Source organism: Bosea sp. OAE506, assembly GCF_040546595.1.
Classification (GTDB): Bacteria; Pseudomonadota; Alphaproteobacteria; order Rhizobiales; family Beijerinckiaceae; genus Allobosea.
The window spans coordinates 810639-824322 of the sequence record NZ_JBEPOB010000001.1 but is presented as its reverse complement, the minus strand read 5'-3'; the positions used below and the strand labels follow the sequence as shown (position 1 = coordinate 824322).

The window sequence follows — 13684 nt, the reverse complement described above, 5'->3', positions numbered from 1 at the left end:
AGGATCGCAGCATGGCATTCTACACGGTGATGATCCCGCCGCCGGGCTCGGGCGGTGCGCGTGACGAGATCGAACAGGCCCGTCTGCTGCCGGAAACCTTCGCCTGGCCGGCCTTCGTTCTCGGCGGGCTCTGGCTGCTCGGGAAGCGGCTCTGGCTGGCCACGCTGATCTATGCCCTGCTCTGGGGCGCGCTGCTCTATGCGGGAAACCGGTTCGGCCTGACGAATGGCGCCCTGCTGATCGCGCACTGGACGATCGCGTTGTTCCTCGGGCTCGAGGGCCATAACCTCCAGGCCCGCAAGCTAGCGCGGCAGGGCTGGCGCCTGGCCGATGTCGTCGAGGCGCGCGATCTCTCCGAGGCCGAGCGGCGCTATTTCGAGCGGGCGCTGGCCGGCGAGGCCGCCCCGTCGCGCCTGCCCGCTCCGGCTCCGGCGCGAACGCAGCCGAGCGGCCCGGTTCCCGTGATCGGGCTCTTCCCCGAGGCGCAGGGCCGATGAGCCAGTCGGTCGTCATCATCGATTACGGCTCGGGCAATCTGCACTCCGCCGCCAAGGCCTTCGAGCGTGCGGCGGCTGAATCCGGCGTCGCCTCGACCATTTCCGTCACCAGCGACACCGATGCGGTCCGCGCCGCGGACCGCATCGTGCTGCCCGGCGTCGGTGCCTTCGCCGATTGCCGCCGCGGACTCGATGCCGTGCCGGGCATGGTCGAGGTGCTGGATGAGGTTGTGCAGGGCAAGGGTCGTCCCTTCCTTGGCATCTGCGTCGGCATGCAGTTGCTGGCCTCGCGCGGGCTCGAATACACCGTCACCGACGGCCTCGGCTGGATCGAGGGCGATGTGTCGCTGATCGTGCCTGACGGCGAGGGCCTCAAGATTCCGCATATGGGCTGGAATACGCTGAGCAGGCAAAACGACCACGCTTTGCTCGACGGCATCGAGACCGGCCCCGACGGCCTGCACGCCTATTTCGTCCACTCCTATGCGCTGGCCGCCGCCCGTCCGGCGGAGGTGATCGCCGTCACCGACCATGGCGGGCCCGTCACGGCGATGGTCGGGCGCGACAATATCGCCGGCACCCAGTTCCACCCGGAGAAGAGCCAGACGCTCGGGCTCCGGCTGCTCGCCAATTTTCTGAGATGGAAGCCGTGATTCTCTTCCCCGCCATCGACCTCAAGCACGGCCAGTGCGTGCGCCTGAAGCAGGGCGACATGGACCAGGCGACGGTCTTCAACGACGATCCCGCCGCGCAGGCCGCCGCTTTCGAGGCCCAGGGCTTTCAGTGGCTCCACGTCGTCGATCTCGACGGCGCCTTCGCCGGCAAGCCGATGAATGCGGCGGCGGTCGAGGCCATCCTCAAGCGTGTCGCCTTCCCGGTGCAGCTCGGCGGCGGCATCCGCGACATGAAGACGGTCGAGGGCTGGCTCGCCAAGGGCATCCGCCGCGTCATCATCGGCACGGCTGCGGTGCGCGACCCGGGCTTCGTCCGCGAGGCGGCGAAGGCCTTTCCGGGGCAGGTCGCGGTCGGCATCGATGCGCGCGACGGCTTCGTCGCCGTCGAAGGCTGGGCCGAGACCTCGACGCTGGCGGCCGCCGATCTCGGGCGGCGGTTCGAGGATGCTGGCGTCGCCGCGATCGTCTACACCGACATCGCCCGCGACGGCATGCTCCAGGGCATCAACTGGGACGGCACGATCGGCCTCGCCCAGGCGCTGACCATCCCCGTCATCGCCTCGGGAGGCCTGGCCTCGATGGCCGATATCGAGCGGTTGATGGCGCAAGACGCCGCGATCCTCGAAGGCGCCATCACCGGCCGCGCGCTCTATGACGGCCGCATCGACCCCGCCGCCGCGCTGGAGCGGCTGGCGCGCGCCGCCTGAGCGCGGGCCGCAAGCCTTCACAGTATTCTGAGTTATCTCGGAAGCACGGCGTCATCCCGGGCTTGTCCCGGGATCCATCGGAGGGCTCCGGAGCTCTATGATGGATCCCGGATCTGCGCCGCTTCGCGGCTTGTCCGGGATGACGGCGTGTTTCCGTGCCAAATCACCATTCGCTACAGCATCGGCAGCGAGGACGGCTTCCGGCCGAGCGGAAAGGCCGCCCCGATCCGCGCCAGCTCGTCTTCCGTCAGCGTGAGCCGCAGCGCGCCGGCATTATCCTCGACATGGCCCTGCGTCCCGGCCTTCGGGATCGCGAAGACGCTGGCGCGTCGCGTCAGGAAGGCGAGCGCGACCTGCCGCGGGCTTGCGCCATGGGCCGTGGCGATGTCCGCCAGAACCTGGCCGCCCGGGCTGCCCGCCGCCGGGAACCCGTCATGTCCGAACGGGCTGTAGGCGGTCACCGCGACGCCGTGGCGCTCGCACCACGGGATCACCGCATGCTCGATCGCGCGTTCGCGGAGATGATAGAGGACCTGATTGCAGGCGATCCGGCCCGGGCCCGCCACATCGAGCGCCTCGTCGAGATCGTCCTCGTCAAAATTGCTGACGCCCCAGGACAGGATCTTGCCCTCGGCCTTGAGGTCCTCAAAGGCTGCGAAGGTTTCCGCCAGCGGATGCGGCCCGCGCCAGTGCAGCAGGTAGCAATCGAGCCGATCGGTCTTGAGATGGCGCAGCGAGCGCTCGCAGGCGGCGCGCACACCAGCCTTCGAGGCGTTGTGCGGCAGCACCTTCGAGACGAGAAAGACCTCTTCGCGCAGCCCGACGATCGCCTCGCCGATGATCGCCTCCGAACGCCCGTCGCCATACATCTCGGCGGTGTCGAGATGGGTCAGGCCGAGATCGAGCCCGCGCCGCAAAGCCGCGACGGCCTCAGCCCGGTCGCCCTGCTCGATATACCAGCTGCCCTGGCCGATGGCCGGGACATCGCGGCCGGTGGGTCCGAAGGGACGAGTCGCCATGTCTGTCTCCCAGAGGCCTCAGGCCGGCAGCGTGCCGTTCGCCGACAGCACCTCGCCCGCGAGATAGAGCGACCCGCAGATCAGGATGCGCGGCGGCGCCGACCAGTCGCGCGCAGCGATCTCGCGCAGCGCCTGCTCGACGGAGCCCGCAACCTCGGCCGTGAGACCTGCCGCGCGTGCGAGTCCCGCCACCTCCTCGGCCGGCCGGGCGGCAAGCTGGTTCTGCATCGGGACGGCAAACAGCATCTGCGCCAGCCCCTTGAAATGGCCGAGCGTCGCGCCCGCATCCTTGGTCGAGAGCAGCCCGGCGATCATCACCAGAGGCGCCGGGTTGCGGTCGGCGAGATCGGCCATGGCCTGGGCCAGCACGCGGCCGCCATCGGGATTGTGGCCGCCATCGAGCCAGAGTTCGGCGCGGCCCGGCACCAGTTCCGCGAGCTTGCCACGCGCGATCCGCTGCAGCCGCGCCGGCCAGTCGGCATTCAGCATGCCCTGCTCGAAGGCGGAACTCGGCAGTCCGCCATAGCCGGCCGCCCGCAGCGCGGCGATCGCCGTGCCGGCATTGACGTGCTGGTGGCGGCCCGCGAGCTTCGGCAGCGGCAGGTCGAGCAGTCCGTCGCCATCCTCGTAGACCAGCCGGCCGCCGGCCTCGTGGACCGTGAAATCCTGGGCGCCGATGAGGATCCGGGCAGCGCCGATCCGCTCGGCTGTCGCCTCGAGCACGGCCGTCGGCTCGGGCTCCTGCGGGGCGATGACGGCGGGAGCGCCGCGCTTGAAGATGCCGGCCTTTTCGCCCGCGATCTTGGTGACGGTGTCGCCGAGATATTCGGCATGGTCGAGCGAAACCGGCGTCACCACCGTGCAGGCCGGGTTGGCGATGACGTTGGTGGCATCGAAACGCCCGCCGAGGCCGACCTCGAGCAGAACCACATCCGCCTCATGCTCGGCGAAGAGGAGCAGGGCGACGGCCGTCGTGATCTCGAAGAAGGTGATCGCATCCCCGGCATTGGCCCGCTCGCAGCGCTCCAGCGCCTCGACCAGCACCGCCTCGTCGACGAAGCGGCCGCCGCCAGGCGCCCCCAGCCGGATGCGCTCGTGGAAACGCACGAGATGAGGCGAGGTGTAGACATGGACCCGCAGCCCCGCCGCCTCGAGGATCGCCCGCATGAAGGCGATGGTCGAGCCCTTGCCGTTGGTGCCGGCGACATGGATGACCGGCGGCAGGCGCTTCTGCGGGTCACCGAGGCGCTCGAGCAGCGTCAGAATCCGCCCGAGCGAGAGGTCGATAAGCTTCGGGTGCAGCGCCAGCAGGCGAGCCAGAACCGTATCGGACGACCCCATGATCCCGAACGCAGCCTCAGACGGCTTCGGCGACCGGTGCGGCGGGCACCGCAGGCTTGGCGTCCTGGCCCGCCGCCGGCTGCTTCGTCAGCAGGCGGCCGAGGCGGGCGAGCGTCTCCGGCAGGTCGTGGCGGTGCACCACCATGTCGACCATACCGTGATCCTTGAGGTATTCCGCCCGCTGGAAGCCCTCGGGCAGCTTCTCACGGATCGTCTGTTCGATCACGCGGGGACCGGCGAAGCCGATCAGCGCGCCCGGCTCGGCGATGTGGATGTCGCCCAGCATGGCATAGGAAGCGGTAACGCCGCCGGTCGTCGGGTTGGTCAGCACGACGATATAGGGCAGGCCGGCCTTGCGCAGCATCCGCACCGCGACGGTGGTCCGCGGCAGCTGCATCAGCGAGAGAATGCCCTCTTGCATGCGCGCCCCGCCCGAGGCGGCAAAGACGACATAGGGGGTCTTCTTCTCGATCGCGGTCTGGGCGCCCTTGATGAAGGCTTCGCCGGCGGCCATGCCGAGCGAACCGCCCATGAAGTGGAAATCCTGCACCGCGATCGTCAGGGCGAAGCCCTTGACCCGGCCATAGCCGACCTTGAAGGCGTCGGCCGCGCCGGTCTTGGCGCGGGCGTCCCTCAGCCGGTCGATATAGCGCTTCTCGTCGCGGAATTTCAGCGGATCGGCGGCGACCTCGGGCAGCGGCACGTCGAGCCACTTGCCCTCGTCGAAGTTCATCTTCAGCCGGTCCTGCGCGGTGACGCGCATATGGTGGTCGGAGCCGGGAATAACGAAGCCATTGGCCTCGACATCCTTGTGGAAGACCATCTGCCCGGAATCGGGGCATTTGATCCAGAGATTCTCCGGGCTCTCGCGCTTGAACAGCGTCTTGATGCGTGGCCGGACGACTTCGGAAATCCAGTTCATGGATCGACCCTTGCGGTTCTGGCGCGGAGGACGGGCGAGGCCGGTGGCCTCAGGCCGCGGCGCGGGCGGCCGAGCGGATGCCCGCAGCCAGTTCGGAGACCAGCGAGGTGACAGCCGAAACGGTCTTTTCCGTGGCCTTGCCATCGGCATCGAGCGAGAGGCGCACGCGCTCGACCAGTGCCGACCCGACGACGACGCCGTCGGCGCCCCGCGCGATGGTCTCGGCATCCTGCGCCGTCTTCACGCCGAAGCCCACCGCGACCGGCAGGTCGGTGTGGCGCTTGATCCGGGCCACCGCATCGCCGACCGCGTCGTAATTGGTGATCGCGCCGCCGGTCACGCCGGTCATCGAGACGTAGTAGACGAAGCCCGAGGTGTTCTGCAGCACCTTGGGCAGGCGCCGGTCGTCGGTCGTCGGCGTCGCCAGGCGGATGAAGCTCACGCCCGCCGCCAGCGCCGGCAGGCAGAGCTCGGTGTCTTCCTCCGGCGGCAGATCGACGACGATGAGACCGTCGACGCCCGCGGCGCGTGCATCCTGCAGGAAGCGCTCGACGCCATAGACATAGATCGGATTGTAATAGCCCATCAGCACGATCGGCGTGTCGTGCCCGGCGCCCCGGAATTCCGCGACCATGGCCAGCGTCTTCTTCAGCGTCTGGCCGGCCTTGAGCGCGCGCTGCCCGGCGAGCTGGACGGGGATGCCGTCGGCCATCGGGTCGGTGAAGGGCACGCCGAGCTCGATGATGTCGGCGCCGGCCGCGGGCAGAGCGGTCAGGATCGCGGCCGAGGTGGCGAGGTCGGGGTCGCCGGCGGTGACGAAGGTCACGAGCGCGGCGCGGCCCTCGGCAGCGCAGGCCTGGAAACGGGCCTGGATGCGAGCCTGGCCGGTGGCTGTCTGGGTATCGGTCATGGGCTGAGCGGTTAGCATGGCGCGCGCGCACTGGCGAGAGGGTTGCGCTTGCGCACGATGGCGGGCTGCGTCACATCCCACCGGTCATGCGCGCCTTCGACACGCCCCTCCCGATCGACGCCGTTCTCGGTGATCTCGCGGCCGCCCTGCGCAACCGGCCGAACGCCGTGCTCGTTGCGCCGCCGGGTGCCGGCAAGACCACGCGCGTGCCGCTCGCCCTGCTCGACGAGCCCTGGGCAAAGGGGGGCAAGCTGATCGTGCTGGAGCCGCGCCGGCTGGCGGCGCGCGGCGCCGCCTCCCGCATGGCGCAGACGCTGGGCGAGCGTGTCGGCGAGACGGTCGGTCTGCGTGTCCGGCTGGGATCGAAGATCGGCCCGAAGACGCGCATCGAAGTGGTCACCGAGGGGGTCTTCGCCCGCATGATCCTCGACGATCCGGCGCTGGACGGCATCGCCGCCGTGCTCTTCGACGAGTTTCACGAGCGCTCGCTCGATGCCGATTTCGGGCTGGCGCTCGCCCTCGATGCGCAAGGAGGCCTGCGCGAGGATCTGCGCATCCTGGTGATGTCGGCGACGCTGGATGGGGCGCGTGTCGCCAGATTGCTCGGCGAGGCGCCGGTGATCGAGAGCCAGGGCCGGGCCTTCCCGGTCGAGACGCGCTATCTCGGCCGCGAGCCGCTGAAGCGCATCGAGGACCAGGTCGCCGACGCGGTGCTGCTGGCGCTCGCCGAACAGCCGGGCTCGCAGCTCGTCTTCCTGCCCGGCCAGGGCGAGATCAGGCGGGTCGAGGAACGGTTGCGCGAGCGCATCCGCGACAGGGATGTCGAGATCGCGCCGCTCTATGGTGCACTCGACCAAGCCGAGCAGGACCGCGCCGTGCTGCCGGCGCAGCCTGGCCGTCGCAAGGTCGTGCTCGCCACCGCCATCGCCGAGACCTCGCTGACGATCGAGGGCGTCAGGGTGGTGATCGATTCAGGGCTCGCCCGCGTTCCGGTCTACGAGCCCGATCTCGGCGTGACCCGGCTGGAGACACGCCGTGCCAGCCGCGCGGCCTGCGACCAGCGTCGCGGCCGCGCCGGCCGCACCGAACCCGGCATCTGCTACCGGCTCTGGGAGGAAGCCGGCAACGGCGCGCTGGAGGCCTTCGCACGACCCGAAATCCTCTCGGCCGATCTCGCGCCGTTGCTGCTCGACTGCGCCGCCTGGGGCGTGTCGGACCCCACCAGCCTCTCCTTCCTCGACCCGCCCCCAGTACCGGCCCTGAAGGAGGCGCGCAGCCTTCTGAGCAGCATTGGCGCGCTCGACGGCGATGGCCGGATCACGCCGGAAGGCCGCACCCTCCAGACCCTGCCGCTGCCGCCGCGCCTCGCGCGCATGGTGGTGGTAGCGGCGCGCTTCGGACAGGCCGGGCCGGCTGCTCAGCTCGCGGCCCTTCTGGTCGAGCGCGGCCTGGGAGGCGATGCGATCGACCTGTCGGAGCGGCTCGACCGGCTGGAGCGTGAGAGAGGCGGCCGCGCCGCCGATATGCGCCGCCTCGCCGAGGGCTGGGCGCGCGCCGCCGAACGGGCTGCGGGCCCGTCCACCCCCCGCGAAGCCCTCTCAGTGGGGCTCCTCCTCGCCTTCGCCTATCCCGAGCGCGTCGCCAAGGCACGCAGCGCCGGTTCGGGGCAGTATCTCCTCGCCAATGGCCGCGGCGCGACGCTGGAGGCGTCCCAGCGCCTCGCCCGCGAAACCCACCTCGTGGTCGCGGAGATGACCGGCGCGGCCCAGCAGGCGCGGATCCTCTCGGCTGCGCCCTTCACGGAAGCCGACATCGCCTGGCTCGTCGCCGCAGGACTCTCGCCCTTCGCGATCGAGGACCGCAGTGAGACAACCTTCGACCGCACGGCCCGCGCCCTGCGTGTGCGGGCGGTCCGGCGCTACGGCGCTCTCAGCCTGGCCGAGCGGCCGCTGCCCGCCGAGCCGACGCTGGCGAACGCGACCGTCCTCGCGGAAGGCATCGCCATGCTCGGCATCGGCCTGCTGCCCTGGACGAAGGCGCAGCTGCAGTTGCGCGAGCGCGTCGGGTTTCTGCGACGGGCCGCGACGGAGGCCGGCGCGACGGACGCCTGGCCCGATCTCTCGGATGAAGGCCTGGCCTTCGATGCCGCCCTCTGGCTCGCGCCGCATCTCGTCGGGCGGGTGTCGCTGGCAGCGATCCAGCCGGGCGATCTCGACGGAGCGCTGGCTGAGCTTTTGCCCTGGGAGCTGAAGCGCAGGCTCGAAGCCGAGGCCCCGACGCATTTTACCGCGCCGACCGGCTCCAGCCTCGCGGTCGATTACGGCGCCGAGGCCGGCCCGACGATCTCGGTGCGCGTCCAGGAGCTCTTCGGGCTGTCGAAGCATCCGGCGCTTGCCGGCGGACGGGTGCCGCTGGTGCTGGAGCTGCTCTCGCCTGGCCATAAGCCAGTCCAGATCACCCGCGACCTGCCGGGCTTCTGGCGCGGCTCCTGGGCCGCGGTGAAATCCGAGATGAAAGGCCGCTATCCCCGCCATCCCTGGCCGGACGATCCCGCCGCGGCTCCGCCGACGACGCGGGCCAAGCCACGCGGAACGTAAGGGCTTGGCCGTCATTCTCGGGCGAAGCGAAGCGCAGACCCGAGAATCTCGCGAAGGAAGGGCGCCGGTTGGAGAGATGCTCGGGTCAAGCCCGAGCATGACGGCTCGGAGGCTCCTCAATTCCCCATGCGGTCGCGCCATTGCCGCTCGCCGGCCAGGCAGCTGGCGTTGTTTCCCGTCGACTGCGCTTTCTGAACCACCGCCTCGCCGTCGCGGGGCATCTCGGCGATCTCGCGGATCAGCTTGGTGCGCGTCGCATCGACAAACTGGTGCCGTTCGCGGATCGGGATCACGAAGGCGCCGGGCCCGGTGACGACGCAGTCCTTGTAGTAGACGTCGAGATTGTCGATGTCGAAATAGCTCGCCTGCTTCAGCATCACCGGCAGCCCGTTGATGCTGATGCCCTTGGCGGCGGCCTCGTCGCGGGCGACGGTCACGGGGCGTCCGTCATTGTTGGCGCCGTCCCCGGAGATGTCGATCACCTTGCGCATCGGCGTGACATTGGCCTGCTCGAGCAGCTGCACGGCCGTGTCGATCGCCGCCGAGATCGAGGTGCGGCGTCCGCGCCGTGTCTGCGCCTCGCCGAGTTCCTCGGCGAAGGCGATGGCCGAGGCGGGCGTGTCGATGATCGTCCAGGGCTTGACGATGTGCTGGAAATGCCCGCCCGCCCATTCGAAATAGGTCACCGCGATCTTGCCGATCGCGCCCTTGGCGATGGCGTCGTGCAGCGGCTTGGACCGGAAGGCCTCGATATAGCCGTTGCGCTGCAGGGCGAGCTCGTCGAGATCCATCGAGAACGAGACGTCGACCGCAAGAACGAGCGCGACATCGACCTCTTCGGGCGGGCCGGCAGCCGGCTGGGAAAGGGCGGCGGCGGAGACAAATCCCGCGGCCGCCAGACTCAAGAGACCGTACAGCCAACGCCGCATCGCCACCTCCGTCATCCCGTCGTGACGAAACTGTGCGCCCGGTTTTGATTCTGTCCAAGCCCTAAAGGCACGCAGTCACCGCTCCGTGAGCGGGCGCTCCGGCGAAGCCGCCCGCCGCCGCTCGACGATCGCGATGGCGGCCGCCAGCGCTTCCTCGATCGTCAGTGCCGAGGTGTCGAGGATGACGGCATCATCGGCGGCCTTCAGCGGCGCGTCGCTGCGCCCCGAATCGCGCGCATCGCGCCGCCGGATATCGGCGAGAATGCCGTCGAAAGGGGCGTTTTCGCCGCGGCCGGCCAGTTCCTTGTGCCGCCGTGCGGCGCGCACCTCCGGCGTGGCCGTGACGAAGAGCTTCGCCGGCGCGCCGGGGCAGATCACGGTGCCGATATCGCGTCCGTCGAGCACGGCCCCGCCGGGCTGCGCGGCGAAGCGCCGCTGTCGCTCGATCAGCCCGCTGCGAACGGCCGGCATCGCGGCAACCACGGAGGCCGCCTCGCCGATCTCACGGCCTCGCAAAACGTCCTCGTCGAAGGCGCCCTGGTCGAAGCGGGAGACGATCTCGCCCGCCGCGGCCGCATCGCGGATGTCGTGCCCGGCGTCGAGCATAGCGCTCGCCACCATCCGGTAGAGCAGTCCGGTGTCGAGATAGGGCAGGCTGTAGTGCGCCGAGAGCCGGCGCGCGAGCGTGCCCTTGCCGGAGGCGGCAGGCCCGTCGACTGCGATGACGAGCCCGGCGGTGGGGGCGGTCATCCGATCTCGCCCCCGAGCCCGTTCATCAGGCCGACGAAGCTCGGGAAGCTCGTCGCGATCATCGCCCCGTCATCGACCTGCATCGGCTTGTCCGTCGCCAGGCCCATCACGAGGAAGCTCATGGCAATGCGGTGGTCGAGATGGGTGGCGACAGTGCCGCCGCCCACCACTGCGCCGCCCGAGCCCTGGACGACCAGATCGTCGCCCTCGATCGCGCAGGTCACGCCCGCCGCCTTCAGCCCGGCCTCGACGGCTGCCAGCCGGTCCGATTCCTTGACCCGCAGCTCCTGCAGCCCGCGCATCCGCGTGGTCCCGGTCGCGAAGGAGGCGGCCACCGCCAGCACCGGATATTCGTCGATCATCGAGGGCGCCCGCTCCGGCGGCACGGTCACGCCCTTGAGCGAGCCGGCGCGCACGCGCAGCGTCGCCACCGCCTCGCCGCCCTCATTGGCCTCGCTCTCGATGCTGATGTCGGCGCCCATCTCGCGCAGCGTGGTCAGAAGGCCCGAGCGCAGCGGGTTGGTCATCACGCTCTCGATCAGCACGTCCGAGCCCGGCACGATCAGCGCCGCGACCAGCGGGAAGGCCGCCGAGGAGGGATCGGCCGGCACCACGATCGGCGCCGCCTGCAGTTCCGGCTGGCCTTTCAGCACGATGCGCCGGCCATGGTCGCCCTCATGCGACACCGTCACCTGGGCGCCGAAATGCGTCAGCATCTTCTCGGTGTGGTCGCGCGTCGCCTCCGTCTCGATCACCGTCGTCTCGCCCGGCGCGGCAAGCCCGGCGAGCAGCACGGCGGACTTGATCTGCGCCGAGGCGACCGGCGTGCGATAGATGATCGGCAGCGCCTCGCGCGGCCCGCGCAGGGTCAGGGGCACGCGCCCTCCCTCTTCCTGCGAGACAATGACCGTGCCCATCTGCTCCAGCGGGTCGAGGATACGGCGCATCGGCCGCTTCCGCAGCGAGGCGTCGCCGTCGAAGGTTGTGGTGATGGGGTGCGAACCGCAGACACCCATCATCAGCCGGGAGCCCGTGCCGGCATTGCCGAAATCCAGCGTTCCGGCCGGCTCGCGCAGGCCGCCGACGCCGACGCCGCGCACGCGCCATGAGCCCGGCCCGTCATGATGCACGGTTGCGCCCAGCGCACGGGCGGCCTCGGCGGTGCGCATCACGTCCTCGCCCTCGAGCAGGCCAGTGACCTTCGTCTCGCCGATCGCGAGCAGGCCGAAGATCATCGCGCGGTGCGAAATCGACTTGTCGCCGGGGACGCGGACGCGGCCGCGCAGCGGGCCGCTGCGGCGGGCGGTGACGGGAACGGGGGTGTGAGCGTGGGCCACGGGCGTGTTCTTCTGCAGGCTGGTCGATCGGGCAGGGCGTGGCCTAGCATGCCGGCCCGGCAGGCGTCACGTCCGCGTTGGGCGGCCTCCCGGCACCCGCCGCGGCACCGTTCCTGCACCATGCGGGCGAATCAGCATTTGACAGCGCCGGCCGCCCCGACTAACGGACGCGCCTGCTTTTCAGAACATGATTGATTGAAGGTCCGACGCAGTGGCGAAACCGGAACTTGGCACCAAGCGCGTTTGCCCGACGACGGGGCGCAAATTCTACGACCTGAACAAGGATCCGATCGTCTCGCCTTACACGGGACAGTCCTATCCGCGCTCGATGTTCGAGCCACAGGCCAAGGCCGCGGCGGCTGCCGTTGCGGCCAAGTCCGACGAGGACGAGGATGAGGTCGAGGCCGCCGACAGCGCGGTCGAGCTCGTCTCGCTCGACGAGGCCGATGCCGAGGCGACCGAGAAGGACGCCGTCGTCACCAGCGAGGACGACATCGAGGTCGAAGACGACGTCGCGCCCGATGACGACACCTTCCTGGAAGAGGACGAGGAAGGCGATGACGACGTCGCCGACCTGATCGATGGCGACATCGAGGGCGACGAGGACGTCTGAGCCCACCCTCGCCGGAGCGGCGAAAAAGAATGACGATCGAGCGACAATCGGTGCTTGAGTCTTCCTCCGCTCCCGCCTATAGAGCGCTTCGCCGCTGACGCGGCGCCCGGTTCCTGGATCCTCCGAGGCGAAAGCCCGGCCTTCCGGAACCGAATAAGACCCCGGCCGACCCCCATGTCCGCCGGCTGAGAGTGGGGCCATAGCTCAGTTGGGAGAGCGCTTGAATGGCATTCAAGAGGTCGGCGGTTCGATTCCGCCTGGCTCCACCATCTCCCCTCTCAGATCTCTGACATCTTCCCCGGGCCGTCCGGAAGCCTCCGAGGCCCGGCCATCAGGTCGCGCTTCTGCTCCCCGCACAATCGTCGGGCGGGCACGGCGCGCCGGCCTGCAACCATCGCGCCGAATCGCTAAAGCGGAATCGCCGCCCCGATGGCCTTTGGGAGGGGTGGATCGGGGCGGCGAGGTGTGCAGCCGCGATGCAGCGACCAGTCGTTAATCGCGCGAGCCCCCCTTCGGGTTCATCCGGCCCGCCGAAATCTCGGAGTCAGGCCGCTGCGGCGAGCCCGATCTCGAAGGGCGCGATGGTCACGGTTCCCGCCTTCACCGTCACGAGCGCGCTGCCGGCCAGCGGTTGCCAGCATTCGCGCGCCGCATCGACGGGCTCGGAGGCGACCACGACGCTGTCGGAGCGCTGGCAGACATAAAGGCTCGGCGGCTTGCCGTCCGAGGCCCAGCGGACGGCATGGATCGTCTCGCCGTCGGAGAGGGCGGCGGCACAGCGCAGGGGCTCGGTCGTGCCCGCCTGCCGCATCAGGTCCAGCGCATCGCCGAGCGCCGCCGCCAGCGCTGCAGACGGTGCCATCCCGGCCTCGATGCGCGCCAGGACGAGCAGGAACAGCGCCTCCGAATCGGTCGTCCCGACCCGGGCGGCATAAAGCGAATCCGGAATCAGCCCCTCGAGGCGGCGGCGGATCAGGCCATAGCCGCCGATCTGGCCGTTATGCATGAAGAGATGCCGGCCATGGGCGAAGGGGTGGCAGTTCGCCCGCGTCGTGGCCGTGCCGGTCGCGGCCCGGACATGCGCGAAGAAGAGCGGGGAGCGGACCTGCCGGGCAATCGAGAGCAGGTTCTCGTCCGACCAGGCCGGGCGCACCTCGCGATACTGGCCGGGCTCGGGACGTTCGCCATACCAGCCAACGCCGAAACCGTCGCCATTCGTCCCCGTCTTCGCCTCAGCCGCATGGAGCGACTGGTGGATCAGCGAATGACACGGCGCCGCGACGAGATCCTCGAGGAAGACCGGCGCGCCGGAATAGGCCAGAAAACGACACATGGGCGGGTCCGAATCGCGCGAAGTCCGCGCTGCGCGGAGAAGATTATTCTCGCGA

13 protein-coding genes and 1 tRNA gene are annotated in these 13684 nt (G+C 69.9%); 6 read left to right on the top strand and 8 right to left on the bottom strand.

What is annotated here, in order from left to right; all coding sequences use genetic code 11:
- Window positions 1–11: 11 nt before the first annotated feature.
- From ABIE41_RS03960 to hisA, 3 genes are read left to right on the top strand one after another with little or no spacing between them, the layout of a single operon-like run.
- Window positions 12–497, top strand: a complete 486-nt coding sequence (locus ABIE41_RS03960) for a DUF2628 domain-containing protein (RefSeq protein WP_192643508.1) — start codon at window positions 12–14, stop codon at window positions 495–497.
- On the top strand, window positions 494–1150 hold the full coding sequence (hisH, locus tag ABIE41_RS03955) for an imidazole glycerol phosphate synthase subunit HisH (RefSeq protein WP_192643507.1): 657 nt from the start codon (window positions 494–496) through the stop codon (window positions 1148–1150). The genes ABIE41_RS03960 and hisH overlap by 4 nt, the downstream gene beginning before the upstream one ends.
- Window positions 1138–1878, top strand: a complete 741-nt coding sequence (gene hisA / locus ABIE41_RS03950; RefSeq protein WP_192643506.1) for a 1-(5-phosphoribosyl)-5-[(5-phosphoribosylamino)methylideneamino]imidazole-4-carboxamide isomerase — start codon at window positions 1138–1140, stop codon at window positions 1876–1878. The genes hisH and hisA overlap by 13 nt, the downstream gene beginning before the upstream one ends.
- A gap of 173 nt (window positions 1879–2051) precedes the next feature.
- Here the strand turns inward: hisA and ABIE41_RS03945 are convergent, their stop codons facing one another.
- The 4 genes from ABIE41_RS03945 to trpA are packed head-to-tail and all read right to left on the bottom strand — an operon-like array spanning window position 2052 to window position 6070.
- Window positions 2052–2897, bottom strand: coding sequence for an aldo/keto reductase (locus ABIE41_RS03945; protein WP_192643505.1), 846 nt, complete (start codon window positions 2895–2897; stop codon window positions 2052–2054).
- Window positions 2898–2915: 18 nt separating this feature from the next.
- Window positions 2916–4238, bottom strand: coding sequence for a bifunctional folylpolyglutamate synthase/dihydrofolate synthase (locus ABIE41_RS03940; protein WP_192643504.1), 1323 nt, complete (start codon window positions 4236–4238; stop codon window positions 2916–2918).
- 16 nt (window positions 4239–4254) lie between these two features.
- Window positions 4255–5160, bottom strand: a complete 906-nt coding sequence (gene accD, locus ABIE41_RS03935; protein WP_192643503.1) for an acetyl-CoA carboxylase, carboxyltransferase subunit beta — start codon at window positions 5158–5160, stop codon at window positions 4255–4257.
- Window positions 5161–5209: 49 nt separating this feature from the next.
- On the bottom strand, window positions 5210–6070 hold the full coding sequence (trpA, locus tag ABIE41_RS03930) for a tryptophan synthase subunit alpha (RefSeq protein ID WP_192643502.1): 861 nt from the start codon (window positions 6068–6070) through the stop codon (window positions 5210–5212).
- A gap of 86 nt (window positions 6071–6156) precedes the next feature.
- Between trpA and hrpB the strand changes: the two genes are divergently transcribed.
- Entirely contained in the window at window positions 6157–8667 is a 2511-nt protein-coding gene (gene hrpB, locus ABIE41_RS03925; RefSeq protein ID WP_192643501.1) for an ATP-dependent helicase HrpB, read from the top strand.
- Window positions 8668–8783: 116 nt separating this feature from the next.
- Here hrpB and ABIE41_RS03920 read toward each other — a convergent pair whose 3' ends face one another.
- The 3 genes from ABIE41_RS03920 to aroA form a co-directional block, all read right to left on the bottom strand.
- The gene (locus tag ABIE41_RS03920; RefSeq protein ID WP_192643500.1) at window positions 8784–9596 is read right to left on the bottom strand and encodes a DUF1194 domain-containing protein; all 813 of its coding nucleotides are present in this window, start codon (window positions 9594–9596) and stop codon (window positions 8784–8786) included.
- Between the two features lie 75 nt (window positions 9597–9671).
- Window positions 9672–10346 carry a (d)CMP kinase gene (cmk, locus tag ABIE41_RS03915; RefSeq protein WP_192643499.1) on the bottom strand — a complete coding sequence of 225 codons (675 nt, stop codon included), beginning with the start codon at window positions 10344–10346 and terminating at the stop codon, window positions 9672–9674.
- Complete coding sequence (gene aroA, locus ABIE41_RS03910; RefSeq protein ID WP_192643498.1) at window positions 10343–11683, bottom strand: 3-phosphoshikimate 1-carboxyvinyltransferase; 1341 nt, start codon at window positions 11681–11683, stop codon at window positions 10343–10345. Before aroA ends, cmk begins: the two co-directional genes overlap by 4 nt.
- A 211-nt stretch (window positions 11684–11894) precedes the next feature.
- Between aroA and ABIE41_RS03905 the strand changes: the two genes are divergently transcribed.
- The gene (locus tag ABIE41_RS03905) at window positions 11895–12296 is read left to right on the top strand and encodes a TIGR02300 family protein (RefSeq protein ID WP_192643497.1); all 402 of its coding nucleotides are present in this window, start codon (window positions 11895–11897) and stop codon (window positions 12294–12296) included.
- Window positions 12297–12489: 193 nt separating this feature from the next.
- Window positions 12490–12565: transfer RNA gene (locus ABIE41_RS03900), tRNA-Ala, on the top strand.
- A gap of 275 nt (window positions 12566–12840) precedes the next feature.
- Here ABIE41_RS03900 and ABIE41_RS03895 read toward each other — a convergent pair.
- The gene (locus ABIE41_RS03895) at window positions 12841–13629 is read right to left on the bottom strand and encodes a class II glutamine amidotransferase (protein ID WP_192643496.1); all 789 of its coding nucleotides are present in this window, start codon (window positions 13627–13629) and stop codon (window positions 12841–12843) included.
- Window positions 13630–13684 lie beyond the last annotated feature (55 nt).

What these genes read in the sequence shown, in the direction of transcription:
- ABIE41_RS03960 (WP_192643508.1), top strand. Translation starts at nt 12, where the DNA reads ATGGCATTCTACACGGTGATGATCCCGCCGCCGGGCTCGGGCGGTGCG.
- hisH (WP_192643507.1), top strand. Translation starts at nt 494, where the DNA reads ATGAGCCAGTCGGTCGTCATCATCGATTACGGCTCGGGCAATCTGCAC.
- hisA (WP_192643506.1), top strand. Translation starts at nt 1,138, where the DNA reads ATGGAAGCCGTGATTCTCTTCCCCGCCATCGACCTCAAGCACGGCCAG.
- ABIE41_RS03945 (WP_192643505.1), bottom strand. Translation starts at nt 2,897, where the DNA reads ATGGCGACTCGTCCCTTCGGACCCACCGGCCGCGATGTCCCGGCCATC.
- ABIE41_RS03940 (WP_192643504.1), bottom strand. Translation starts at nt 4,238, where the DNA reads ATGGGGTCGTCCGATACGGTTCTGGCTCGCCTGCTGGCGCTGCACCCG.
- accD (WP_192643503.1), bottom strand. Translation starts at nt 5,160, where the DNA reads ATGAACTGGATTTCCGAAGTCGTCCGGCCACGCATCAAGACGCTGTTC.
- trpA (WP_192643502.1), bottom strand. Translation starts at nt 6,070, where the DNA reads ATGACCGATACCCAGACAGCCACCGGCCAGGCTCGCATCCAGGCCCGT.
- hrpB (WP_192643501.1), top strand. Translation starts at nt 6,157, where the DNA reads ATGCGCGCCTTCGACACGCCCCTCCCGATCGACGCCGTTCTCGGTGAT.
- ABIE41_RS03920 (WP_192643500.1), bottom strand. Translation starts at nt 9,596, where the DNA reads ATGCGGCGTTGGCTGTACGGTCTCTTGAGTCTGGCGGCCGCGGGATTT.
- cmk (WP_192643499.1), bottom strand. Translation starts at nt 10,346, where the DNA reads ATGACCGCCCCCACCGCCGGGCTCGTCATCGCAGTCGACGGGCCTGCC.
- ABIE41_RS03895 (WP_192643496.1), bottom strand. Translation starts at nt 13,629, where the DNA reads ATGTGTCGTTTTCTGGCCTATTCCGGCGCGCCGGTCTTCCTCGAGGAT.